The sequence below is a fragment of the Marinomonas vaga genome, assembly GCF_055388305.1.
Genome location: NZ_AP043903.1, coordinates 2,257,133 through 2,281,344 on the forward strand (window position 1 = coordinate 2,257,133; position 24,212 = coordinate 2,281,344).

The 24,212-nt window shown below is 47.0% G+C and carries 27 protein-coding genes and 3 tRNA genes; 23 read left to right on the plus strand and 7 right to left on the minus strand.

What is annotated here, in order from left to right; genetic code table 11:
- Positions 1-30: 30 nt before the first annotated feature.
- The 6 genes from ACZ5DR_RS10590 to hpf all read right to left on the minus strand — a co-directional run bounded on the left by ACZ5DR_RS10590 (position 31) and on the right by hpf (position 2,578).
- Positions 31-378, minus strand: coding sequence for a TusE/DsrC/DsvC family sulfur relay protein (locus ACZ5DR_RS10590; RefSeq protein WP_377369129.1), 348 nt, complete (start codon positions 376-378; stop codon positions 31-33).
- Positions 356-640: a DsrH/TusB family sulfur metabolism protein gene (locus ACZ5DR_RS10595; RefSeq protein WP_377369131.1), complete on the minus strand. Its 285-nt coding sequence runs from the start codon at positions 638-640 to the stop codon at positions 356-358. Before ACZ5DR_RS10595 ends, ACZ5DR_RS10590 begins: the two co-directional genes overlap by 23 nt.
- Before the next feature lie 10 nt (positions 641-650).
- The gene (locus tag ACZ5DR_RS10600; RefSeq protein WP_377369133.1) at positions 651-995 is read right to left on the minus strand and encodes a DsrE family protein; all 345 of its coding nucleotides are present in this window, start codon (positions 993-995) and stop codon (positions 651-653) included.
- A gap of 1 nt (position 996) precedes the next feature.
- The gene (gene tusD, locus ACZ5DR_RS10605; RefSeq protein ID WP_377369135.1) at positions 997-1,389 is read right to left on the minus strand and encodes a sulfurtransferase complex subunit TusD; all 393 of its coding nucleotides are present in this window, start codon (positions 1,387-1,389) and stop codon (positions 997-999) included.
- A gap of 81 nt (positions 1,390-1,470) precedes the next feature.
- Positions 1,471-2,127, minus strand: a complete 657-nt coding sequence (locus ACZ5DR_RS10610; protein WP_377369137.1) for a Bax inhibitor-1/YccA family protein — start codon at positions 2,125-2,127, stop codon at positions 1,471-1,473.
- A 133-nt stretch (positions 2,128-2,260) separates the two neighbouring features.
- Positions 2,261-2,578: a ribosome hibernation-promoting factor, HPF/YfiA family gene (gene hpf, locus ACZ5DR_RS10615; protein ID WP_377369139.1), complete on the minus strand. Its 318-nt coding sequence runs from the start codon at positions 2,576-2,578 to the stop codon at positions 2,261-2,263.
- Positions 2,579-2,824: 246 nt separating this feature from the next.
- Here hpf and ACZ5DR_RS10620 point away from each other — a divergent pair, with 246 nt between their 5' ends.
- The 11 genes from ACZ5DR_RS10620 (at position 2,825) to ACZ5DR_RS10670 (ending at position 10,682) form a co-directional block, all read left to right on the plus strand.
- On the plus strand, positions 2,825-3,670 hold the full coding sequence (locus tag ACZ5DR_RS10620; protein ID WP_377369141.1) for a DnaT-like ssDNA-binding domain-containing protein: 846 nt from the start codon (positions 2,825-2,827) through the stop codon (positions 3,668-3,670).
- Positions 3,636-4,385, plus strand: coding sequence for a replication protein P (locus tag ACZ5DR_RS10625; RefSeq protein WP_377369143.1), 750 nt, complete (start codon positions 3,636-3,638; stop codon positions 4,383-4,385). The genes ACZ5DR_RS10620 and ACZ5DR_RS10625 overlap by 35 nt, the downstream gene beginning before the upstream one ends.
- 149 nt (positions 4,386-4,534) lie before the next feature.
- Positions 4,535-5,137, plus strand: a complete 603-nt coding sequence (locus ACZ5DR_RS10630) for a response regulator (protein WP_377369144.1) — start codon at positions 4,535-4,537, stop codon at positions 5,135-5,137.
- Between the two features lie 61 nt (positions 5,138-5,198).
- A protein-coding gene (locus ACZ5DR_RS10635; protein ID WP_464543525.1) for an IS3 family transposase occupies positions 5,199-6,355 on the plus strand; the annotation gives its coding sequence in 2 pieces (ribosomal slippage) (positions 5,199-5,444 and positions 5,447-6,355; 1,155 coding nt in all).
- Between the two features lie 72 nt (positions 6,356-6,427).
- Complete coding sequence (gene uvrC / locus ACZ5DR_RS10640; protein WP_377369149.1) at positions 6,428-8,245, plus strand: excinuclease ABC subunit UvrC; 1,818 nt, start codon at positions 6,428-6,430, stop codon at positions 8,243-8,245.
- Positions 8,246-8,286: 41 nt separating this feature from the next.
- The gene (pgsA, locus tag ACZ5DR_RS10645) at positions 8,287-8,835 is read left to right on the plus strand and encodes a CDP-diacylglycerol--glycerol-3-phosphate 3-phosphatidyltransferase (RefSeq protein WP_377369151.1); all 549 of its coding nucleotides are present in this window, start codon (positions 8,287-8,289) and stop codon (positions 8,833-8,835) included.
- A gap of 129 nt (positions 8,836-8,964) precedes the next feature.
- Positions 8,965-9,039: transfer RNA gene (locus ACZ5DR_RS10650), tRNA-Gly, on the plus strand.
- Positions 9,040-9,061: 22 nt separating this feature from the next.
- Positions 9,062-9,135: transfer RNA gene (locus ACZ5DR_RS10655), tRNA-Cys, on the plus strand.
- Between the two features lie 15 nt (positions 9,136-9,150).
- A tRNA-Leu gene (locus ACZ5DR_RS10660) sits at positions 9,151-9,237 on the plus strand.
- A 162-nt stretch (positions 9,238-9,399) separates the two neighbouring features.
- On the plus strand, positions 9,400-9,666 hold the full coding sequence (locus ACZ5DR_RS10665) for a DksA/TraR family C4-type zinc finger protein (protein ID WP_377369986.1): 267 nt from the start codon (positions 9,400-9,402) through the stop codon (positions 9,664-9,666).
- A 98-nt stretch (positions 9,667-9,764) separates the two neighbouring features.
- A complete protein-coding gene (locus ACZ5DR_RS10670; RefSeq protein ID WP_377369153.1) occupies positions 9,765-10,682 on the plus strand; it encodes an N-acetylmuramoyl-L-alanine amidase-like domain-containing protein in 918 nt (305 codons plus the stop codon).
- A 74-nt stretch (positions 10,683-10,756) separates the two neighbouring features.
- On the opposite strand, the gene ppsA is transcribed toward ACZ5DR_RS10670, so the two are convergent.
- A complete protein-coding gene (gene ppsA / locus ACZ5DR_RS10675) occupies positions 10,757-13,150 on the minus strand; it encodes a phosphoenolpyruvate synthase (protein WP_377369155.1) in 2,394 nt (797 codons plus the stop codon).
- 183 nt (positions 13,151-13,333) lie between these two features.
- On the opposite strand from ppsA, the gene ACZ5DR_RS10680 reads away from it, so the two are divergent.
- The 12 genes from ACZ5DR_RS10680 to ACZ5DR_RS10735 all read left to right on the plus strand — a co-directional run bounded on the left by ACZ5DR_RS10680 (position 13,334) and on the right by ACZ5DR_RS10735 (position 24,194).
- Positions 13,334-14,137, plus strand: coding sequence for a pyruvate, water dikinase regulatory protein (locus ACZ5DR_RS10680; protein WP_377369157.1), 804 nt, complete (start codon positions 13,334-13,336; stop codon positions 14,135-14,137).
- 329 nt (positions 14,138-14,466) lie between these two features.
- On the plus strand, positions 14,467-17,031 hold the full coding sequence (gene rnr, locus ACZ5DR_RS10685; protein ID WP_377369159.1) for a ribonuclease R: 2,565 nt from the start codon (positions 14,467-14,469) through the stop codon (positions 17,029-17,031).
- Between the two features lie 56 nt (positions 17,032-17,087).
- On the plus strand, positions 17,088-17,852 hold the full coding sequence (gene rlmB, locus ACZ5DR_RS10690) for a 23S rRNA (guanosine(2251)-2'-O)-methyltransferase RlmB (RefSeq protein ID WP_377369161.1): 765 nt from the start codon (positions 17,088-17,090) through the stop codon (positions 17,850-17,852).
- Entirely contained in the window at positions 17,812-18,957 is a 1,146-nt protein-coding gene (gene cobT, locus ACZ5DR_RS10695; protein WP_377369163.1) for a nicotinate-nucleotide--dimethylbenzimidazole phosphoribosyltransferase, read from the plus strand. Before rlmB ends, cobT begins: the two co-directional genes overlap by 41 nt.
- Complete coding sequence (locus ACZ5DR_RS10700) at positions 18,947-19,714, plus strand: adenosylcobinamide-GDP ribazoletransferase (RefSeq protein WP_377369165.1); 768 nt, start codon at positions 18,947-18,949, stop codon at positions 19,712-19,714. The genes cobT and ACZ5DR_RS10700 overlap by 11 nt, the downstream gene beginning before the upstream one ends.
- Positions 19,714-20,295: a histidine phosphatase family protein gene (locus ACZ5DR_RS10705; RefSeq protein ID WP_377369167.1), complete on the plus strand. Its 582-nt coding sequence runs from the start codon at positions 19,714-19,716 to the stop codon at positions 20,293-20,295. The genes ACZ5DR_RS10700 and ACZ5DR_RS10705 overlap by 1 nt, the downstream gene beginning before the upstream one ends.
- Before the next feature lie 10 nt (positions 20,296-20,305).
- A complete protein-coding gene (locus tag ACZ5DR_RS10710; protein WP_377369169.1) occupies positions 20,306-20,935 on the plus strand; it encodes a trimeric intracellular cation channel family protein in 630 nt (209 codons plus the stop codon).
- Positions 20,925-21,542, plus strand: coding sequence for a cob(I)yrinic acid a,c-diamide adenosyltransferase (gene cobO / locus ACZ5DR_RS10715; RefSeq protein ID WP_377369171.1), 618 nt, complete (start codon positions 20,925-20,927; stop codon positions 21,540-21,542). The genes ACZ5DR_RS10710 and cobO overlap by 11 nt, the downstream gene beginning before the upstream one ends.
- 81 nt (positions 21,543-21,623) lie before the next feature.
- Entirely contained in the window at positions 21,624-22,046 is a 423-nt protein-coding gene (locus tag ACZ5DR_RS10720) for a hypothetical protein (protein ID WP_377369173.1), read from the plus strand.
- Positions 22,047-22,262: 216 nt separating this feature from the next.
- Positions 22,263-22,880 carry a YitT family protein gene (locus tag ACZ5DR_RS10725; RefSeq protein WP_377369175.1) on the plus strand — a complete coding sequence of 206 codons (618 nt, stop codon included), beginning with the start codon at positions 22,263-22,265 and terminating at the stop codon, positions 22,878-22,880.
- Positions 22,881-22,957: 77 nt separating this feature from the next.
- Entirely contained in the window at positions 22,958-23,488 is a 531-nt protein-coding gene (locus tag ACZ5DR_RS10730; RefSeq protein WP_377369176.1) for a GNAT family N-acetyltransferase, read from the plus strand.
- Positions 23,481-24,194 carry a pseudouridine synthase gene (locus tag ACZ5DR_RS10735; RefSeq protein ID WP_377369178.1) on the plus strand — a complete coding sequence of 238 codons (714 nt, stop codon included), beginning with the start codon at positions 23,481-23,483 and terminating at the stop codon, positions 24,192-24,194. Before ACZ5DR_RS10730 ends, ACZ5DR_RS10735 begins: the two co-directional genes overlap by 8 nt.
- The last annotated feature ends 18 nt before the right edge of the window (positions 24,195-24,212 follow it).

Consider the following 24,212-nt stretch of genomic DNA (forward strand, 5'->3'; position numbering starts at 1 on the left):
CTAAAAAGCAGCTCCTATGAGCTGCTTTTTTTATAGGCAATTGGCTGGTTTCGGTAACCCGGCAATTTTTGCCGCGAGCTTTGGAGGGCTGCCTGGGAAGAGTTTCATCAAATAGATACTTTTGCCTTTATCTGGACCAAGTTCCTTACTGACAGCTTTTACTAAAGGGCGCATGGCTGGGGACACTTCAAACTGCTGGTAAAAGCGTCGCAATAGCAGGATGATCTCCCAGTGGTCGGGAGTTAACTCTAAGCCTTCAGAGCGAGCGATATCGTCACCCAGTGTCTCATCCCATTTTGCAAGATCGAGTAAGTAACCTTCTTCATCAAATAATTCAGTAGGAAGCGCCATCAAATCACCAACTAATAATTTTTTCATGTGAAACGGTTTCGTTTAGCCATTCTTGATCGGTAATACATTGGCCAATCTTTGGCGAAATGCCATACGCCTTCACATCGGCCTCTCGTATTAGCAAAGTTACCCCCCGTGCAGTTAAAGCTTCTAATGGGGCTGTAGAGCCGATAGTGCGCAAGACGCCCGCTTCGATCAGGATCAGGCTGTCGCCAGAGGTTAAACTCGCTTGCCAGTCTTGTTCGATGGCATCTGGGTAGCAAGATTGATTAATTTGATATAACGGCATGATCTTGCTCCTAGAATCGGTAGATATGGCTGTGCTCTGTGAGCATTTGTGTCCAAGTAGATTCGTCCAGGGGGGTGACGCCTTCCCAAAGTACTTCTTGGTTAGTGTCCCATTCCTGCTGTTTTACATAGACATTTTCAATATCGTAGAACTCAAGGCCATCAAGTAGTTTGTATAAATGTTTGCCATGACGGGAGCTTGGGGTTTGGCCCTGACGGGCAACAACCAGTGCATCGCCTGTAATGCAGAGGCTTACATCTTGTTCAAAGGTGCCCAACACTAAAGCTAGATCTAAAGCTTCTTTCAAGGCGAGGGAGCTATAAGGTGAAGAAGATAAATATATGAGCGTTTTCATATCAACCAAACCTCACAACTCTATCGCACTCATTACTCAGACTCACCCAAGTACCTAGGCCTTCCAGTTGAAAACCTTCCGCTAGATTCGAGGCGGGGAGCTCATGTCGAGTTGCTTCTGCATCGTTGACAATGCCTCGTCGAATGGCCGCAGCAATACAAATATAAAGCGGGATATCATTGGCTTGAGCGAGCGCTGCCCATTCATCGCGAATGTTGCATTCATCTCTTGGGGGCATGGCAAACAGTGAAGCAATGTGTGTGGCTTCCTCATAAAAGAACACGCCTTTAAGGTGATGAGCTTCGCTGTCTACAATGGCTTGAGCGAAATCAAGGGCGCTGTGACAGGCTCTGGTGGCGGTAGGGCTGCCAGTAATAAATAGTGAAAAATTCATAATGGTGTCGGTTGATGCTTTCGGTGAATTTTACACACAAAAAAGGCCGCAGTCTGCGGCCCTTTTTTAGGTAAGGGGAAATTAATCGTCGCTCGCCATACCGAATAGAGACAATAGAGATAGGAACATGTTGTAGAGAGACACATACAGGTTCACGGTAGCCATAATGTAGTTTGTCTCACCGCCACGTACGATTTCACTGGTTTGCAGTAAAATTACGGCCGCAGAGAACAAGGTGAAACCAACAGAGATGAAGATCTGCAAAGCAGGAAGCTGAATAAAGAAACCAGCAATCATGGCAAACACTAGCGCGAAGAAACCGACGGTTAGGAAGCCATTTAGGAAGCTGAAATCTTTCTTAGAAACGATGGCATAAGCCGAAAGACCTAGGAATGACAAGCCAGTCATACCCAGTGCACTCATGATGATGCTGGTGCCGTTTGCCATACTGAGATAGCCGTTGAGGATTGGGCCAAGCGTTAGTCCCATAAAACCTGTCAGAGCGAACACGCAAAGCAGGCCTACAGCACTATTGCGGCACTTATAAGTAAGGAAAAGTAACCCATAAAAACCAACCAACGTTAGAATCAATCCAGGGTGTGGCAGGTTGAATGCCATACTAATCCCTGCAGTGAATGCACTAAACAACAAGGTTAAAGACAGCAAACCATAGGTGTTGCGAAGCGTTTTGTTGGCCGCTTGGGACGAATGTGTCGAAAGGGCTTCTGTGTAACGCATAATCAGGACTCTCCTTAATTAATTATACTTTTATAAGACAGACTATGCGGGTAGGAGTTCAAAACTTCAACTGATTTTAATGTCATAAACAAAAACGCCCACTAAAAAGTGGGCGTTATTCGTAATAGAAGGATTATGAGACGACTGATGCCTTATGGGTGCCTGAAGCTTGTTTGGTTTTGTGTTTATCTACTTGGCGAGCAAGTTTATCTATCATGCTATCAATGGCATGGAAAAGACGATCTTCTGACGATGAGGTGGCAAACAGCTCTTTTCCGGGTAAATGTATTCGTGCTTCTGCTTTCTGTTCTTTACTGTCTTTAATTAGGGTCACGTTCACGGATGTAATTTGATCACTAAGTTTGGCAAGTTTATTCATTTTTTCATTGATGTGATCTTTGATGGCTGGGGTGACGTCGACGTGATGACCAGTGATATTGATTGTGTACATACAACTTTCTCCTCAGTAAAGTTGGCCGACAAGTGGCGTTTGCGGGAGCAAACGTCGCGGCACATTTCCAGCATAGAAGTGGCTTTTTACTCTGTCAAATGGATTTAATGTCCTAGAAATACAATTGTCATGAAGCTATGAATCAGCAAAAAAATCCCCTTGAAGCGGATCTTAAAATAGAGTTATCGTGCTTCTACATTCACCATTTGATAGACTGACCGACTATCCATTATTTTGCTGTTAAATATGTCTGCTAACGATTTCACGCTACCCATTTCCTTTAATTTAGCCTGTGAGTTTGGGCTGGAAGAAAGTGTGCTGCTGACCTACTTGCGTCAGCGCGCTCACCATTTGCGTAGTCGTCAAATGGTGATATCCCATCGAGAATTAGCGGAATTACTGCCTTTTTGGACAACTCCTTACATAGTGCGTTTGCTGTCCAGTTTACAAATGGCAAGCCAGGTTCAATTTCGTAAAACCGATGCGGGGATAGAATTGGCATTGGAAGCTGGCAATACCAGTCAACCTGAGACGCAAAGCCACTCTTCTCAGCAGCCCTTATCAAGAGAAAGCAAGCCACAGCACTCTCCTATATCTAAAGAGGATGCTGTGGGTAAGCTGTCGCGCTTGCAAAATGAAGCGGCCCGTAAGCCTCCAGCGCAAGCAACCTTTACAAATCGCAGTCGATCGGTAGAAACCGAAAACCGCGGTGTCGCGCCTATGCCTATGCCAAGCCAAGGAGACCGACGTGGCCTTTCGGACTTTGATTTGTATCTGGAAGCTAAAGAAAGGAACCGACAGCCAGATCAATGGTTGCCAGAAGAAGCGACCTTTGAACAAATACAGCAGGCAGGGGTGGAGCGAGCCTTCGCTGAGTCGTTATTAGCGGAGTTCTTGCTTCGTATAAAGGAACAGCGTAAAAACGTTAGAACTTGGAACAGCGAATTTTTTAAATACGTAAAACGTCAATGGCAATACAAGCAATCGGATCGTCAGTCCTATGAAGGAACCTCAACCTATTCAGCAAATCCTAAATCCAATCGCGAGCAAGTTAGCAGTGCCCTCACCAACATCCACGACACAGACTGGTAGCGAACAAGCGCAGAAGTCACAAGAGTCTCAGGAAGCGGAGCAGCGTACTCGTGTATTGGTCAATATGCTGTTTGCTCGATTTAAGGCGATTTACACTCATAAGTTTGCATCGGCTTATGCCACCACGGAAGAAGTAAAACTTGCAAAGCGGGAGTGGGCGATTGCCCTTAAAGGCTTTCAAGAACCCTTGTTGGCGTTTGCGGTAGAGCGTACCAAAGAGCGTTTTGCTTGGCCGCCAACCATTTCTGAGTTTTTATCAGTGATCCATACGGCTTATAAGGCCTATGGTTTGCCAGAACCAAGACGAGCTTATGCAGAGGCGTGTCAATGTCGTAGTGATCCGCGCCAGTTTCAATGGAGTCATCCAGCGGTATTTTTTGCTGGTACTGAGACCGGCTGGTATCGCCTAAGTACTGAAGACGAGCGCGTCACTTGGCCATTGTTTGAAAAAAGCTATATTGCCTTGGTAGATCGCGTCATAAACGGAGAAAAACTGAAGATACCTTCAGTTATTATGATTGAGGATAAAAAGTCCCCCGTTGTAGATGATTTGCTAAAGAGTATTGCGCAAGAGTTGTCAATTCCTGAAACTGAGGTTGCTCAACACTTGTATTACCTGTACAAGACCAAGGGGACGAAAATTCGTGCCCAATATCGAGATCGTGCACAGCAAACTTTGGAGAAAATGGGCTTTACAGGAAGCTTACCAAATTAACGTGGATTCGCTTACAGGCGGCATGTTTAATCTGATTTTTATGTAATATTATTACAAAATGCTACCGTGTGTAAGTGTATATCCCTTTTAGCTACGAAGTGTAAACGGTACTATATCGCAATTAGGTTTAGGCCGTATGTGAGGTAAAGATGCGTAAGATTTTGATCGTCGATGACCACACCATGGTGTGTGAAGGGATCAAGCGTGTCATTGAAGACGTAGAAGGTGTCGAAGTTTATGCCACTGTGCACAGTGGTGAGGACGCCATCCGATTATTGAGAAAGGACCCTGTTGATATTGTATTAATGGATGTCCATATGCCGGGAATGGGTGGTCTTGGGGCAACTCGAGAGATTAAGCGCTTATTTCCAAATACCAAGGTCATTGCATTGTCGGCTATCGATGATGCGCCATACCCAGCCAAAATGATGGAAGCAGGGGCAAGTGGTTACGTGGCCAAGGGCTCTGACATGCCTGAATTGCTCGAAGCAATTGATGTGGTGTTAAAAGGTGAACAATACCTGTCTCGCGTGGTGGCGCAAAAAGTGGCTTTGTCTCGAACCACTAAAAATGGCTCAGAATCCCCCTTTGACGAATTGTCTGATCGTGAACTGCAAGTGGCGCAGATGATCGTTGATTGCGTTAAAACCAAAGAAATTGCCGACAAGTTAAATGTCTCCGATAAAACGGTGAGTACCTTCCGAAAGCGCATTTTTACGAAACTTGGGGTGGGAAGTGATGTAGAGCTTTGAATCGCCACTAGTTAGCTAGACACCTTTTAGTTAGATAAAATGATCTAATTGAGAGGTATTTATGAGCAAAACACGTTACCCAGAACAATTCAAAATTGAAGCGGTTAAGCAAGTGACTGAAGCAGGCTTTAGTGTTGCTGAAGTCGCTAATCGCTTAGGTACCACCACTCACAGTTTATACGCTTGGATTAAACGATATGGCCCTGAGGCAGAATCGTTTGCAGAGGCTTCTGCTGAGTCGAGCGAGATACTTCGTCTTCGGAAAGAGCTCAAGCGAGTGACGGAAGAGCGCGACCTGTTAAAAAAAGCCGCGGCGTACTTCGCAAGCCACCCAGACTAAGATACGCCTTTATCAGGGATCACAGTGCCGACTTTTCAGTAAGGCAACTATGCAATCTCTTCGATGTTCACCCTAGTGGCTATTACGTTTGGTTGAAAGAGCCAAAATCAAAACTTGCTAAGGAAAATGAACGCCTAACAGGTCTTGTCAAACAACTCTGGTTGGAATCGGGTTGTGTTTACGGCTATCGAAAGATCTATCAAGACCTGAGATCCTTGAATGAATCTTGTGGTATTAATCGAGTGCATTATCTGATGCGAAGAGCGGGACTCAAGGCTCAGGTGGGTTACCGTAAGCCTAGAGCTCGGTCAGGAGAAACACATACGATAGCCAGCAATGTGCTTGAAAGACAGTTTAATCCAGAAAGCCCGAATACAGCGTGGGTTACAGATATCACCTATATCCGAACTCATGAAGGCTGGCTGTATTTATCTGTCGTGCTTGATCTCTATTCCCGTCGAATAATAGGTTGGAGCATGGGGCCAAGAATGGTGAAGGAACTTGTTCTTGATGCACTGATGATGGCTGTGTGGAGAAGAAAGTCAAAGCAAAGGGTAATAATCCACTCAGATCAAGGCAGTCAGTTTACGAGCTATGAGTGGCATAGATTTTTGGAAGATCACAACTTACAAGCCAGCATGAGTCGACGTGGGAACTGTCATGATAATGCTGTTGCTGAAAGCTTTTTTCAGCTGTTAAAGAGAGAACGAGTGAAGCGAAAGATTTACTCGACAAGGGGCGAAGCAAAACAAGACATTTTTAATTATATAGAAATGTTTTATAACCCTGTCAGACGCCATAGTGCTAATGATATGTTGTCACCTGTTGAGTATGAGAAACTGTTCGAAAAGATGACTGAGAAGTGTCTACTGAACTAGTGGCGATTCACTTGCCCGTCTTGCTATGAGGTATAATGTACTTGGCTTAGTCTAAGTAAAAGGTAGTTGTTAGTGTCGCAAGACTTCGATCCAAAGCATTTTGTACAGAACCTTACGTCGCGCCCTGGTGTTTACCGCATGTATGGCAAAGATGAATTACTGTACGTGGGCAAAGCGAAGAACCTTAAAAATCGCGTTTCAAGTTATTTTCGAGCCACAGGGCTTACGACTAAAACCATGGCGCTGGTCAGTCGTATTGATGCCATCGAAATCACAGTCACCAAAAGTGAAACGGAGGCTCTGCTGCTCGAGCAAACGCTCATTAAACAGCACCGTCCCCCATACAACATTCTCCTGCGAGATGATAAGTCCTATCCTTATATCTTGATCTCAAATCATGAGCATCCGGCCATATTGTTTCGCCGTGGCACCAAAAGCAAAGAAGGGAAATTGTATGGGCCTTATCCGAGCGGTACAGCGGTAAAAGAAAGCATGATTACCATGCAAAAGGTCTTCAAAGTACGTCAATGTGAAGACTCTGTTTATTCCAACCGCACGCGTCCCTGTTTGCAGTACCAAATCAAACGTTGTTCTGCTCCCTGTGTCAATCTGATTACTGATTCGGAATACCAAGAAGATGTGCGCCATGCGCGCATGTTTTTAGAAGGCAAAAACCAAGAGCTAACCGCTGAAATTACACAGCAAATGACGGCAGCGGCCACAGATATGGAGTTTGAGCGGGCGGCGGCTTTGCGGGATCAAATCATCCAGCTGAAGCATGTTCAAGAAGAGCAGAATGTCTATGGCCAGACCGGTGATGCGGATGTGATCGCAGCTATCATCCAGCCGGGTGGTTTGTGTGTTCATGTAATGATGGTGCGCCAAGGTAAAGTCATAGGCAGTAAAAGCCATTATCCTAAGATGCCTATTGAAATCATCGAGTCCGAGCTTCTTTCGTCCTTTTTAGCGCAACTCTACATTGGTGGTATTAACGAGCTGCCCAAGTCGATCATCTTGAGCCATGCCCTAGATGATGAAGAGGCCATTGCTGATGCTCTATTGCAGACCACTGGCAAGAAAATCGAAATTACCCATAATGTACGAGGCCAACGGGCCCGTTGGTTGGACCTTGCCAAGCTTAACGCGGAGCAGGGACTACAGGCCCGATTATCAGATAAACGCAATCACTTTAGCCGTATTACCGCTTTGCAAAAGGTGCTGGGCTTTAAAGAGCCACCTACGCATATGGAGTGTTTTGATATTTCCCATTCCAGTGGCGAAGCGACAGTCGCCTCCTGTGTCGTGTTTGGCCCTGAAGGTCCGGACAAAAAACGTTACCGCTCTTTTAATATTGAGGGGGTGGCAGCTGGGGACGATTATGCCGCCATGCATCAAGCACTTACCCGCCGTTATAAGCGAGTGAAAGAGGGTGAACTACCACCCCCAGACGTTTTGCTAATAGACGGTGGTAAAGGGCAATTAAAGCAAGCACAAGATGTGTTGAAAGAGCTTGGGCTCGTGGATATCTTCTTATTAGGCGTGGCTAAAGGTGATACCCGCAAGCCCGGTTTAGAAACCCTCTATATTGGTTCTAAAGAAGATGAAGTGGTCTTGCCTCCTGATTCTTCAGCATTGCATTTGATTCAACATATTCGTGATGAAGCTCACCGGTTTGCTATTACGACCCACAGACGTCGACGAGACAAAAAGCGTCGTCATTCTGCCTTGGAAAACATCCCAGGTATTGGTCCCAAACGACGCAAAGAATTGCTGACAGCGTTTGGCGGTTACCAAGAATTATTGGCTGCCAGTCAAGACGACATAGCAAAAGTCAAAGGTATCGGTGGAAATAAAGCGCAAGAGATATACCTGTACCTCCATAAAAGTTAAGCTTACGCCACCACAACATTACTTTTATTTTCAAGGCAGTTATGAACATTCCAAATCTTTTGACGTCACTTCGGATCTTTTTAATCCCAGTTTTGGTTGTGATCTATTACTTACCCTGGGAAGGGCGCTTTCATTTAAGTGCAGGAATTTTTGCGGTGGCGGCTATTACAGATTGGTTAGATGGCTTTTTAGCACGTAAGTTGGATCAGGCCACTCCGTTTGGCGCTTTCTTTGACCCAGTAGCGGACAAAGTCATGGTGTCTGTAGCTTTAGTTCTTTTGGTGGCAGCCTATGATAACCCTTTAATGACCTTAGCCAGCGCCGTGATTGTTGGTCGTGAAATTGTTATTTCGGCACTACGGGAGTGGATGGCAGAAATAGGTAAGCGTGCTAGTGTGGCCGTGTCCTTTGTTGGTAAATTCAAAACCACCATGCAGATGATTGCCATCTTCATTTTATTAGGGAATGCTCCTGGCACCTTATGGGCTCATGTTGGAGAAGGGGTGCTTGTTGTGGCGGCTCTTCTTACCCTATGGTCCATGTATGTCTACCTAAAAGCAGCTTGGCCAGAGCTGAAATCGGAAAAATAGGACGATCTGTAACCACCATTGATCGAAGCTTAATCAATTTTATAAAAAGTGGCTAAGTTAGTTATTTATTTGGTTTTTTTTCTTGACGTGTGAACCAGGTTCTATAAAATACGCACCATCTTTTGAGACGCGGGAATAGCTCAGTGGTAGAGCACAACCTTGCCAAGGTTGGGGTCGCGAGTTCGAGCCTCGTTTCCCGCTCCATCTCTTAAGGTAAACTGATTGAGGCCGGATGGCAGAGTGGTCATGCAGCGGACTGCAACTCCGTGTACGCCGGTTCGATTCCGACTCCGGCCTCCATTTCAGTTTAGTTATGCCCGGGTGGCGAAATTGGTAGACGCACAAGACTTAAAATCTTGCGATAGAAATATCGTACCGGTTCGATTCCGGTCCCGGGCACCATTTGGTGATTTTTTTATGCCTGTAATTCACGGCAATATCCTAGTTTTAAAACCTCCCCAACTTTTAATCATTTCCTAAGTACTTTTTCTTTGTTGTCGATTACCTTCGTGGTTTTTATACTCAAGGCTATGTTTCATTCATATGTCTATTGTCGGGGGTGTTATGGCCAGTGGTTGGGCGCATGATGGCGCGGTACAAGATCAAATCGATGCAACGGTGAATTCTGCCGTTGAGCGAGCCCGCAGCCGTTTGTCAGTGGGGGATAGTTTGGCCCATTGTGAAGAGTGCGAGGCGGAGATCCCAGAACGTCGTCGGGTCGCCATCCCTGGGGTGCGCTTGTGTATTCAGTGCCAGTCGGAGATAGAAGATTCCGATAAGGTAAAGAGCTTATACAACCGCAGTGGAAGTAAAGACAGTCAATTACGTTGAGAACCTTTTCAGTTAGTTTCATAATGCCTTTCCCCATAATGTTGCGATAGCAGCCATTGATGTGGGGTTATGGAGATCACGCGTTTTATCGAGGGATTATGAAATTAGCTACCACCAAAAACTACATCTTGCCTGTTTGGCTGATGTGTTTGTCAGTAAGTCACACTCAAGCACAAACTCCCGATCAGTTTTATCAGTTACTAGAGCAATTGCCCCATAGCAGTTATAGCAGTGAACAACGCATGGGGCGTATCAGTGAAGGGTTTCTAGGCGCCCTTTATGTTGATGGGAACCTAGGGGAGGGCAAAGACGGCCGCTTTGATCGTGATCCTCTTTACCGCTTTGATGTGTTTGATTGCACCACCTACGTGGAAACCGTGTTGGCAGGCGCCTTATCTTCCTCTCAGGAAACCTTTGATTCCCAGATGAGGGCCATACGTTATCAAGACGGTCAGGTATCCTTTGTCACCCGTAACCACTTTGCCAGCGCTGATTGGTTGATTAACAATCAAAATATCTTGCGAGATGTCACCTTTGAGGTAGCAGGAGAGGCCACCAAGCAGGCGGTAACCACCATTAATAAGCCGGCATGGTATAAAGCGATGGGGGTTGAGCGTTTACAAGGGTTGCCCCCAGAGGTTGATAAAACTGAGCGACTCCGTGAGTTACATAGGTTGGGCTCTCAGTTGAAGGTAGAACAGGTGAGCACGGCTTATGTGCCTCTTACAGCCTTATTTAACGAACAAGGGGAGGTGAACCACGCCTTGCTCGACCGCATCCCAAGTGGCGCCGTCATTAGTGTTGTTCGTCCAAATTATGACGTAACAGAATTGATCGGGACTCATCTTAATATTACCCATCAAGCCTTAGCCTTTCGCATTCATGGCACCTTATATTTGCGTCATGCCAGTCAGACTCAGAGAGAAGTCGTTGATCAAGACTTTGTCGAATACTTTAGCCATTATTTGGAAAGTCCATCGGTGAAGGGCTTCAATGTCCAACAGCCGAGATTTTAGGTATTGAATCGTTTGCATTTCGATAAAAAAAGCCCCGCACAGGGCGGGGCTAATATACCTAGAGAGTGCTGTGACTATACAGCGTTCTGACTTAGCGAAGAGCCTTCTAGCACTTCGTTAAGGTGCAGCCAGGTCTCAACCACAGTGTCTGGGTTGAGAGAAACACTTTCGATGCCTTGGGCAGCCAACCAATCCGCAAAATCTGCGTGGTCTGATGGGCCTTGACCACAAATGCCCACGTATTTGCCTTGTGCTTTACAGGCCTCAATCGCCAGCTTGAGTAGCTTCTTAACCGCAGGGTTACGCTCATCAAATTTGTCTGCAATCAAGCCTGAGTCACGATCTAAGCCGAGAGTTAGCTGAGTCAGGTCATTGGAGCCAATAGAGAAGCCATCGAAGTATTCCAAGAACTCATCCGCCAAGAGGGCATTAGAAGGTAGCTCACACATCATGATGACTTTAAGGCCATTTTGACCACGAGCTAAGCCTTGTTCTGCCAGCAGTTCGGTCACTTGTTGTGCTTCTTCTAACGTACGAACAAAGGGGATCATGATCTGTACGTTAGTGAACCCCATGTCGTTACGAACACGGCGGATGGCCTCACACTCAAGGGCGAAACAGTCTCGGAAAGAGTCGTCCAAGTAGCGTGCGGCCCCACGGAAGCCAAGCATTGGGTTCTCTTCATCGGGCTCAAAGCGAGGGCCGCCTACCAGGTTGTGGTATTCGTTTGACTTAAAGTCAGACAAACGCACGATCACAGGCTTGTTAGAGAAGGAGCAGGCGAGGGTAGAAACACCTTCCACCAACTTTTCAACGTAGAACTCCACTGGGCCAGCGTAACCCGCAATACGATGGTTAATTTCTTCTTTAAGACCTGCGTCCATGTCATCAAAGTTCAACAGGGCTTTCGGGTGAATGCCGATCATACGGTTAATGATGAACTCTAATCGCGCGAGGCCAACCCCTGCGTTAGGCAGCATGGCGAAATCAAAAGCACGGTTAGGGTTGCCCACGTTCATCATGACTTTGACCGGTAGATCTGGCATGTTGCCCACTTCCGAGGTGATTACGTCGAACTCTAGGTTGCCTTGGTAGACAAATCCCATGTCCCCTTGTGCGCAGGATACGGTGACTGACTGATCATTTTTCAGTGATGTGGTGGCGTCCCCTGTACCAACAACCGCTGGAATACCCAGTTCGCGAGCGATGATGGCGGCATGGCAGGTGCGGCCACCACGGTTGGTAACGATAGCAGAAGCCTTTTTCATAATAGGCTCCCAATCTGGGTCAGTAATGTCGGTGACTAAAACGTCCCCTACTTCGATACGGTCCATCTCGTTAATAGAGCTGAGTACTTTCACCTTGCCAGAACCGATCTTGTGACCAATCGCACGGCCAGTCACGAGCACAGGGCCAGTTTGTTTTAGTGAGTAACGCTCCATGCTTTGTGCGTTAGCTTGGGAGCGAACGGTCTCAGGACGCGCTTGAACTATGTATAGCTTGCCATCTTCACCGTCTTTCGCCCATTCGATGTCCATTGGACGTTGGTAATGTTGCTCAATGATTTGTGCTTGGCGTGCTAGGTCTTCGATTTCTTCATTGCTGAGGGCAAAGCGATTTTGATCCGTCAGAGAGACAGGAACAATTTTTACCAGCTCGTCGCTTCCAGCATCCGCGTATTCCATTTTTTGGGATTTGCCGCCCAAGGTTTTACGAACGACTGCTGGGCGTCCCGCTGCCAAGGTTGGCTTGTGAACATGGTACTCGTCAGGGTTAACCGTACCCTGTACGACCATTTCACCCAGACCGTAAGCGGCTGTAATGAACACTACTTCGTCAAAGCCTGACTCCGTATCAAGGGTGAAGAGTACACCGGAGGCGCCAATGTCACTGCGCACCATTTTCTGGATGCCTGCGGACAATGCTACACCTTTGTGCTCAAAGCCTTGGTGAACGCGGTAGGAGATGGCGCGGTCGTTAAATAGGGAAGCAAAAACTTGCTTGATAGAGGCCTTAATGCTGTCGAGACCTACCACGTTTAGGAAGGTTTCTTGCTGACCTGCAAAGGATGCATCCGGCAGATCTTCAGCAGTAGCAGAAGAACGTACAGCGAAAGAGGCACCTGTGTTGTCTTCGGAGAGTTCGGTGTAAGCTTTTTCGATTTCTTGGTTGAACTCGTCGGAGAAGCTAGCGGTCTCGATCCAGTGGCGAATTTTCTTACCGGCTTCCGCCAGAGCTTGGACGTTGTCCACGTCTAGGGAATCAAGTAAATCGTGGATTTGTTGGTTCAAGCCGCTTTCTTGCAAGAAGGCTTGATAAGCATAAGCAGTCGTAGCGAAACCGTTTGGTACTTGGATACCCAGGTCTGAAAGATTGGAAATCATCTCCCCAAGAGATGCGTTCTTTCCGCCTACTTCGCCTACATCATCGAGGCGTAAATCGCTAAACCACTTAATAAATTTGCTCACTGTGAACTCCAAAGTTGTCACGTAAATTTTCTTATCATGGATGTCATCGTGTCTTGCCAAACCTTGATGACGGAGTTCATTGTAAAAAGAGCTCGATGAATGAATAAAATCGATTATTCGATGTTGTTTTATTTCAATCGATTTTTTAAATGTCGTTGTATAACAACAAAATAGGTGTATTAAGTGAAAATCTATTTCGTCTCGGATGGTACTGCTATTACCGCAGAAGTGTTTGGTTCGGCCATGTTGTCCTTCTTTGATGTGAACGTAGAAAAGGAGAGTGTACCGTTTTTAACGACGGTGGATCAGGCGCGAGGCTTCTGTAAACAGCTTCAAGAAGAAGATGAGCGAGGGGATAACACACTGGTATTTTTCACCATTTCAGATCCTGAGATTCGTGCCATTATCGAGTCTGGAAACAGTCACAGTTACAACTTATTTGGCGACTTATTAGCGCCGATTGAAAAGGCTCTGGGTGTGCCAGCTCAGCCCCAAGCACAGAAAGCCCATGGCATGAAGCAAGGTGTGTACGACAGTCGAATTGATGCCGTGAACTATGCCCTTGCCAATGATGACGGGGTTTCTATCAAACATTTCGATGAAGCAGAAATTATTCTGCTGGGAGTATCTCGTTCTGGCAAAACTCCCACCAGTTTGTATCTCGCCATGCAGTACGGCATCAAAACGGCCAACTACCCCTTAAACGAAGATGACTTTGCCAGTGTGGGACTGCCAGCGGTTCTGCGCCCTCATCGTGCGAAGCTCTATGGTCTAACGATCGATCCTAATCGCTTGCACGAAATTCGAACAGGGCGAATGGCGGCGAGTAAATATGCATCCCCTCGCCAGTGCCGATACGAAATTGACGAGGTAGAGGCGATTTATCGCCAAGAACGGATTCCCTTTTTGAATACCACGCACCTGTCTGTGGAAGAAATTTCCACCAAAGTCATGGCTGAGATGCATTTGCGCCGTAATCGTAGCTAGCTGAAGCACTCTAAACCTATCGAATAACTTGATGTTTTACGGATATTTGGCGCAAACTGGCAGGAAAGTGCACTTTAAAAGCACAAAAACAGTGACTATGTTGCTTGGCAAGTTGGAAGCTAAGCTACGAAAAAACGGGATTTAGGGACATTTTGTTGTGTAATTACAAACAAGCGCCCTAAAATTTCCTGAGATGATGAAGCTTTAGTGAAGATTGATGCGGCCTGTAGAGAGTATTTTTTAAGAATAACTTATACTTACCGCATAGTAAGTACATTCAAAAGAAGAGCGGAAGAATAGATCTCTTCTTAATAATAGGACGGTATCGTTTGAGTAAAAAAAATATTCAAGACCCATTTCGAGATAGGGAAGCGTCAAAATATGACAACCCTATACCAAGTCGCGAATTCATATTGGAACACATTGCCTCAGTAGGGCGACCTGTTACCCATCCAGAGTTATGTGAAGCCTTTAATCTAACCGATGAGGATTCCATCGAAGCTGCGCGTCGTCGTTTGATCGCCATGTGCCGAGATCATCAGCTAACCAGCAACGCCGATGACGCCTATTCACCTATTGCAAGCAGCGACCTTATAGAAGGTTATGTGCAAGGCAACAAAGAGGGTCATGGCTTCTTGCTACGCAAGGATGATGATGATTTATTTTTGTCCCAGCGTCAGATGCAGTCTGTGATGGACGGGGACCTAGTTGTCGTACGTTTATCCGGCAAAACCATGCGTGGCCGTCAAGACGCTGTGGTGGTGGAAGTCAAAGAGCGTAAGTACAGCCAATTAGTCGGCCGCTACTATGAAGAAAGCGGTTCGGCCTTTGTCACACCAGAAAACCCTCGTATTTCCCAAGACATTATGATCGAACAAGGTTCTGGTTTAACACCAAAGCATGGTCAATATGTGTTGGTTGAGATCGTGAGCTATGCCGAGCGCCGAGAAGCAGCCAAAGGCATTGTTAAAAAGATCCTTGGGGACTTTATGGCGCCAGGGTTAGAGATTGACGTCGCCATTCATAACTACGAGATCCCTAACGAATTTCCCAAAGCTGTGGCGCAACAGACTCGCCACCTAACCACTGAAGTAGCAGAAGAAGACAAACTGCACCGAGTGGACATGCGTGAGACGCCTTTTGTCACCATTGATGGTGAAGACGCCCGCGACTTTGACGATGCGGTGTATTGTGAAAAGACGCCCGGTGGCTGGAAGTTATTTGTCGCCATAGCCGACGTATCCCATTACGTGAAAAAGGGCACGGCATTAGACGAAGAAGCCATCTTACGGGGGAACTCGGTTTATTTCCCTGGGCGCGTAGTGCCTATGTTGCCAGAAGTACTGTCTAACGGCTTGTGTTCTTTGAACCCAGATGTGGACCGCCTTGCCATGGTGGCAGAGATCTCTTTGACCAGTCGCGGTAAGATGCGTGGCTTTAAGTTTTATGAAGGCCTGATCAACTCCCATGCTCGTCTGACCTATACCAAGGTCGCTAAGATGATCGCACCTGAGATAGACGATCAAGGGGAAGAGCTCCGTGAACGTTATCAAGGCATTGTTTCACACATTGATGACTTATACGGTTTGTACAAAGTTCTTCGTGAAGCCCGTGAAGATCGTGGAGCCATGGACTTTGATACGGTCGAAACGCGCATGGTGTTTGATGAGAACGCCAAGATTGACCAGATCGTTCCGGTAGAACGTAACGACGCCCATAAATTGATCGAAGAATGTATGCTGTGTGCCAACGTGGCCACCGCTGAGTTATTGATCAAGGCGAACTTGCCTGCGTTATTCCGTATTCACGAAGGTCCAAAAGAAGAGAAGCTAATTGCCTTGCGCACTTACTTATCTGTCTTGGGTCTGGAATTAGGCGGTGGTTCTAAGCCATCTCCAGCGGATTACGCGGATCTAGCCGAAAAGGTCCGTGATCGAGCGGATGTGCGCAGTATTCAAACCATGCTATTACGCTCCATGTCTCAGGCTGTTTATCAGCCGGATAATCTTGGGCACTTTGGTTTGAACTATGAAGCCTACACCCATTTCACATCCCCAATTCGTCGTTACCCTGATTTATTGGTTCACCGAGCGATCCGTTACCTGATTCGTGGTGAAGGGGCTCCCAAACTGCGTCAAGTTTACAAGGTGCCAGGTACCCCAATGTTGAAGGCGAATAAAATCTACGGCTACGACGATGCCGATATGGATTTGTTGGGGGAGACTTGTTCTACCACTGAGCGCCGTGCCGATGAAGCCACTCGCGACGTAGAGTCATGGTTGAAGTGCCAATACGTGGAGCAGCATTTAGGTGAGGCCTTTGATGGCATCGTGACTGCGGTCACCCCATTTGGCTTATTTGTCGAGTTAGGTGGTTTGTATGTGGACGGTCTGGTCCATGTATCCGGTTTAGGTAATGACTTTTTTGTCCATGACCCAGAACATCAAGCCATGATTGGTGAGCGTACTGGTAAGGTGTTCCGCCTTGGGGACAAGATTCGTGTATCTGTTCTAAGCGTAAACCTAGAGCAGCGCAAAATTGATCTGCAGAAACTGGATGAGCGTCCTAAGCCAGCGTCACGAATGAATCGTGATGATCTGTCTGAACTTGAAATGCAGTTGGCTCAGTTGCCTCCAATGGAGCTTGGCGGGCGTGTTAAGCCAAAATCTGCCCCTAATAAAGCAGCCGAAAAGTCAGAGAGCAAAGAGTCTGATTCTGCACCAAAACGTAAGCCGAAAAAGAAAGAAATTTCTAAAGGCAAAAAGGTGCGTTTGAAAAAGTCGAAGAAGCAGGCGGCTGCCAGTGGGGCAAAAAAGACCACTGGGACCAAAGCGAAAAAAGCGAAAGCCAAACCAAAGAAAAAAGCCAACGCTAAGCCTCGGGCCAGAGATTAAATCCTCTGGCACCTTGGCCGTTAGCGGCGAACACAGATAAAGAGATCAACAGCCACATGGCAGATTTAGATTGGGTATACGGCCTACATGCGGTGGAAAACGCGTTAGGTCAAAAAGGTAAAGTGAAAGAAGTGCGCCTACAAGAAGGGCGTGACGATAAGAAGACACAACGTATTGTGAAGCTGTGTCAGTCTCAAGGTCTGCGCATCCAAGTGGTGCCCCGCAAAGACTTGGACCAGCTGTTTAGCAAGAGCAAAGAGCGTATTGTCCATCAGGGGGTCGTAGCTTTGGCAGAAGTCACCAAAGCGGGTGATGAAAAAGACCTAGAAAACTTGGTTAAAAACCTGGATGAAGTGCCACTGATCATCATCCTTGATGGGGTAACCGATCCTCACAATCTAGGGGCCTGCCTGCGTAGTGCAGATGCTGCCGGAGCCCATGCTTTGGTGATGCCAAAAGATAAATCAGCGCCTTTAAATGCAACCGTTAGTAAGGTGGCCTGTGGTGCAGCGGAAAGCATGCCAGTGTTTACCGTCACCAACCTTGCCCGCACCATGAAAAAGCTCCAGGATCTTGGAGTTTGGATTTTCGGTACTGCTGGAGAAGCCACTGGGACGGTTTATGAGCACGACTTTACGATTCCTACTGCTATCGTAATGGGAGCAGAAGGGGATGGTATGCGCCGTCTTACCCGTGAGCAATGCGATTACTTGGTTAAGTTGCCGATGGCGGGAGTCGTGAGCAGCTTAAATGTGTCTGTGGCAACCGGTGTTTGCTTGTATGAAGTGGTTCGTCAACGGGCGGCAAAAGCAAACGGCTAAGGCATCATCTGCCTACGAGCGTTGTGAGAAATTGGAGAAACAAGTGTTAAAGACATTTAACGTGGCGCCTATCGACGGTGTGCTAGATGACCAAATCCAACACAAAATTGATATGAAAACCAAGCCGTTGGGTGCCCTTGGTGGTCTGGAGTCTATTGCGTTTCAGATCGCACGAATCCAAAACACCCTGGTGCCCAGTGTTAATAAAGCCAAAATGATTGTTTTTGCGGCAGATCATGGGGCGGTTGCTAAAGGTATTAGCGCTTTTCCACAAGAAGTGACACCACAGATGGTTGGGAATTTCTTGGCCGGTGGTGCCGCGGTGAGTGTGTTTTCTCAGCAACATAATGTGCCATTAAAAGTGGTGGATGTGGGGGTGAAGGTAGACATGCCTGATCATCCATTATTGTCTCAGCGTAAGGTCGCCTATGGCAGTAAAGACTTTTCAGAAACCGCGGCATTGACGTTAGACGAGGTCAACCGCGCCCTGGAAGCTGGCGCAGCAGAGGTCACAGACGCTGTGGATGAGGGCGTTGAGTTACTCATGTTTGGTGAAATGGGCATTGGTAACACAGGAGTCTCCTCTTGCATGCTAAGTGCCATCAGTGGTGTAGAAGCGAAGCAAACCACTGGACGTGGCACAGGGCTAGATTCAGAAGGCGTGTCTAAAAAAGCGCTGATCATTGATCAGGCCTTGCAGCGTGCTGCCAGTGAACTGAACAAGCCGGCAGGAGAATGGGCGCCTTGGGAAGTGGCGACCCAAGTGGGTGGTTTAGAGATCCTGGCTATGGCGGGAGCTATGTTACGCAGTGCAGAATTGAAAAAGCCTTATGTAGTAGATGGTTTTATTTGTACGGTGGCCCTGCTGTTTGCAAAGCAAGTTCAGGCAGAGGTTGTGGCGTACGCCATCTTTGCCCATCAGTCTAATGAGCAAGCCCATCAGGTGTTGCTAGAAGCCTTTGATGCGACACCAATTCTAAAATTGGACCTTCGTTTAGGTGAGGGCTCGGGTGCCATTCTGTCTTATCCGATTATTCAAAGCGCGGTGACCTTTTTTAATAATATGGCAAGCTTTGAGGCGGCAGGGGTTACTAATGTCTCCTAAATGGGTTGAGGATTGGCAGGGCTTTACCAGAAGCCTTGCCACTTACACTCGGTTACCCGTTAAAGTTGATTGGGACCGCACAGAAAAGCACACGCCGAGCGTGTGCTTTTTACCATGGGTCGGCCTTGTGGTGGCGTTGCTCAGTGCTTGGCCCTTGCTGTTTAGTGGTTGGTCAGCAGGGTTTCAAGGAATCCTCATGCTGCTCTCTGCAGTGCTCTTAACCGGCGCGTTCCATGAAGACGGTTTAATGGATGCCGCTGATGGTCTCGTAGGTGGTTGGACGCCAGAGCAACGTCTGACCATTATGAAAGATTCTCGAGTGGGCTCATACGGTGTATTGGCTGGCTTTTTTAGTCTCGCCCTAAAGTGGTGGCTTGTTTCCATATGGCTATCCCAGGGCTCAACGACTACTCAGCTAGCGGGATGGCTCATGGTACATCTAGGTGCCCGTTGGTTACCTTTGGTGTTAATGCAATCCCTAACCTATGTTTCAGCCGGTCAGAGTAAAGCGCAAGCCATGATTGATGAGCTGGGCAGACGTGGCTGGGTTTGGTTACTGGTTTCCTTAGTGCTGGCCTGGGCATTGGTGGGGCTTTGGGATTTGACGCAAGTTTTGTTCGCCTTGGGTGTGTTAGGTGTTGCCATCCGTCGCTATTTGAAAGCGCGTATTGGTGGATTCAATGGCGACACCCTTGGGGCTTCCGAACAGTTGGCTGAGCTTCTCATACTGTTTGTCTTGCTTGGCTGGAGTGCTTGATGAAACTGCTTTTGATTCGACACCCAAAGCCCGATGTGACCAAAGGTCTGTGTTATGGCCAGTCGGATGTGCCATTACTGGCAGGTTGGCAAAATGATGTCCAAGCCATAAAAACATGGCTTGATCATTACCATGGCGATGTGGCTTGGCAGAGTTACCACAGTCCTTTGTCTCGGGCGGCTTTGTTAGCACAGGCGGTGATGTCGGACTCACAAGAGGTAGCAGCGCTCGCGGAGCTAGACTTTGGTTCCTGGGAAAACATCTGTTGGTCGGACATTTCCCGTGCAGAAATCGAGCAATGGAGTAATGATCTGGAGAATGCGACCCCTTATGGTGGTGAATCATTGGCCATGCTGAGCCAGCGGGTACTGGACTGGCTTACCCCTACACTTAAAGCTAACCAAGACACCATTTTGTTTACTCATGCTGGGGTGATTAAGGTGTTAGTGGCCCATTTTTGTCAGATGCCCTTGGCCCAGTGCTATCGTACCAGTCCTACCTATTCGAGCATTACAGAGCTTGAGGTTGGTGAAGGATACGCTATGCTCCATCGATTAGGGGCAGGTGATTGGACAGAATAACGAGAAACAGATGCTGCTTTATATTTTAGGAATGATTGGTATTGCGGCGTTTGCCATTACGGGGGTGATCTCCTCGGGCAAACGAGATATGGATTTGTTTAGCATTGTGCTGTTGGGCATGGTGACTTCCTTAGGTGGTGGCACCATTCGTGATGTGATTTTACGGGTGGATGCTGTGTATTGGGTGCAAGACACGTCTTATCTGTGGGTGGCTTTTTTGTCATCTGTGTTTGCATTCTTTGGGGTTCGAGTAATCGAAAATCGCCAGCAAGTGTTCCATTACGCGGATTCTTTTGGACTGGCCCTGTTTACAGTGGTGGCTACAGAGCGTGTTTTGAGCTTGGGCTTTTCACCCATGATTGCCATTACCATGGGGGTGATTACTGGTGTGGCCGGTGGCATGATCCGGGATTTGTTGAGCTTTCGACCTCCCTTGGTGCTAGGGAAAGAGTTTTACGCTACGCCTGCCTTTTTAGGGGCCCTGCTGGTGGTGCTACTGGAAAGAAATGTGCCTTTTCATGAATATAACTCCATTTACGGTGCGTTACTGATCTTTATACTGAGACTCTTCGCAATTCATAAAGGCCTCTATTACCCAAGCTGGCTGTTGTATAAAAAAAGAGAGAATCATGACTACTGAGCGTACTCCGGAAGAACAAGCGCAAATCGACATGGCTAAACGCCTAAAAAAGAAAGAAGTGGTGGATCAGCGCATCGCCGCAGCGACCGAAGAGCGAGGTGTTACCATTTTGCTAACGGGCAACGGCAAGGGCAAAAGTTCCAGTGCTTTTGGCACCATGGCGCGAGCCATTGGGCATGGTCAAAAAAGTACAGTAGTGCAGTTCATTAAGGGACGTAAAGCGACAGGGGAGCAGTTGTTCTTTGGTAGCCATCCACAGGTGAGCTTCCATGTTATGGGCCATGGCTTTACTTGGGAAACCCGAAATCCTGAGTTAGAGCAGGAGGCTGCTAATCAAGCTTGGACGGTTGCGAAAGAGGCGTTAAGTGATGCCAATGTAGACTTTGTGCTGTTGGACGAAATTACTTACATGTACAAATACGGCTACCTTGATGTGGCAGAATTATTGACTGCTTTGGCCAATCGTCCAGCCCACCAAAATGTCATGATGACGGGCCGTACGGCACCCCGAGAGTTGCTGGATTCCGTCGATACTCACAGCAAAATATCAAATGAGCGTCATGCTTTTGCTGCGGGTGTCAAAGCTCAGCAAGGAATTGAATGGTAATTTGAGAATTATTCTCAACAAGTTGGACTTTCTGCTATCTTTAGATGATAATCATTTTCATTAGAAGAAAGGGAGAGTCCGATGATCTACTGGCAGCACCTCACAAGACAAGCCAACGAAGCCCAATCCAGAGCCGCTTTTGTTGATGCCCACGAGTTAAACCAAAAGGCTTTAGCCTGTGCTAAAGCCACCTTTCCATCAGACTTTGATAATGATGCTGAGTCCGCCGTATCAGCGGTTATCGTGAGTTATCTCAATCTTGCAGAAGTGTCTGTCTCCATGAAGGAATGGTCACAGGCAGATGGGTATTTTTCTCAAGGTGTGTCTTTCTTAGAGCAGGTGATTAATGCACCAAACTTGCCTTCCGATGACCGTACTTTGATTGATCGGACTGCCTCCCACATTCGTTTTGAGTGGGACCTTTTTAAACAGACTTATGGCTCTAAGGTGGAAGCGGGTAAGCGCTTAGGCAACTTTGCTCTCGCTACTTCAGCAATGGGGTAGGGAAAGGAGGCTGGATCTATGATGTTGGATGTTTTAACGGGCATTCTGCTGGTGATGTCCTGTGTGCTGGTGTTTCTATTGATTCGTCGTTAACTGTACAGAAATTTGTACACAAAATGGGGCTGGGCTATTTTTCCTATCGCCCACCCCATAGAGTGTTGTTCATCCCAAGATTAAAATAGCGTTTTATTCACCTGACTATTTTGAGGGATGCACATGTCTGCTGCCGTTTCAGATCTTCAACGACATACTTGGCTGGAAGATGCACAAGCAATCATTGCAGGGACATTAATGATCGCATTGGGCATTAATTTTTATACCCAAGTGGGGTTGTTAACAGGCGGGACAGCAGGTCTTGCTTTCTTGTTTAGTTACATTTCATCTTTTACGTTTGGCCAAGTGTTCTTTGTGATCAACTTGCCATTTTATTGGTTGGCTATCCGTCGTATTGGTTGGGATTTCACCCTTAAAACATTCGCGGCTGTGTTTCTGGTGTCTGCCTTTTCGGACATCACTCCCATGTTTTTACAGTTAGAAAACATTAACCCTTTTTATGCCACCATTGCTGGAAGCTTCTTAATTGGTGTGGGTTTTGTGATGTTGTTTCGCCATAACGCAAGCTTAGGTGGTTTGAACATTCTGGCCCGTTATTTATTCCAAACTCGCGGCGTACCTATTGGTAAGTTTATGATGACAGTAGACTGCTGTGTGGTGTTTTTATCTATTTTTATCGTTGAGCCATCCCTGATTGCCATGTCTATCTTTGGCGCTGTGTTGTTGAACTTTATGTTGGTGATGAATCACAAGCCGGGTCGCTATCTAGTCGCTCCTTAGCTTTTCCTATCATCGTTCCTTAAACGGTGTCGGTCAGGTATCATTGTCGTATCTCTGATAAATAAAGGACCGCACCGTTGGATCTATTCAAGGTTGATACCCTTACTCCGTATTTGAATGATCTTGTCGCCCTGTTAATTGACGCAGTTGATAACGGCGCAGCAATTGGTTTTCTCCCCCCTTTAAGTGAGCAAGAAGCCATTGATTACTGGCAAAGTATCAATGATGAAATGCAACAAAATGCCCGCCAAATTGTTCTCGTCCGCGAACAGGAAACTGTGGTGGGGGCGATCCAGCTAGAGCTTTCTGCAAAGGCCAATGCGTTACATCGTGCTGGTATTGAAAAATGGATGGTGCGTTCTGACTACCAAGGTCAAGGGCTAGGCAAAGCCCTGCTGCAGGGGGCAGAGAAGGTTGCTGCGTCCCTGAACACCGAATTGCTTACTTGTGATACTCGAGTGGGTGATTTAGCAGAAACCATTTTATCGCAGCAGGCATGGCAAAAAGTCGGCGAAGTCCCACAATATTCCCGCACAGTTATGGGTACTTACTATGACTGCGCAATCTACTACAAATCCATTGAGCCTACCCAAGATTTATATGTCTAAAACCTTTAATGATCCTTCTGTCCGTTTGGACTTTTATGTGTCTCACACCTTAGGTCTATCTCGAAAAGAAGCTAAAACTCTCATTAGCCGTGGGAAAATTACGGTGAATGGCAAGGAAATTAAGAAAGCCAACCATACAGTGGTGGCAAAAGATGATGTGTTTTACGGCGATGAAGCCCTTCCTTGGCCGCGAGAGAAGTATTTCGTCATGAATAAGCCTATGGGCTATGTGTGTGCCACAGAAGATGGCGAACACCCTGTAGTATTGGATTTGATTGCTCAGTCAGACCAAAAAGATCTGCGGGTGGTAGGACGTTTGGATTTAGATACAACTGGGTTACTGTTACTGTCTACGGACGGGCAATGGCTCCATCGTATTACTTCACCCCGCCATGAATGCAGCAAACAATACCGTGTGTGGACGGCTGATCCAGTCTCTGATCTGGCACTGACTGAGCTGTGTGAAGGTGTCCAGTTGAACAATGAAAATGGCAAAACTATAGCGGTTGAAGCGCTTCGTGTGGATGATAAAGAGATTCTGCTGACGATTACTGAAGGTAAATACCATCAGGTAAAACGCATGTTAGCCGCTACGGGCAACCGGGTAGTGGCTTTACATCGAGAAAAGATTGCCACCCTGACATTAGACGGTTTAGAAGAGGGCGCCTACCGCTCCTTGACCGACGCAGAAGTCGCCTTATTTTAACTTTAAAGAGTATTGAAT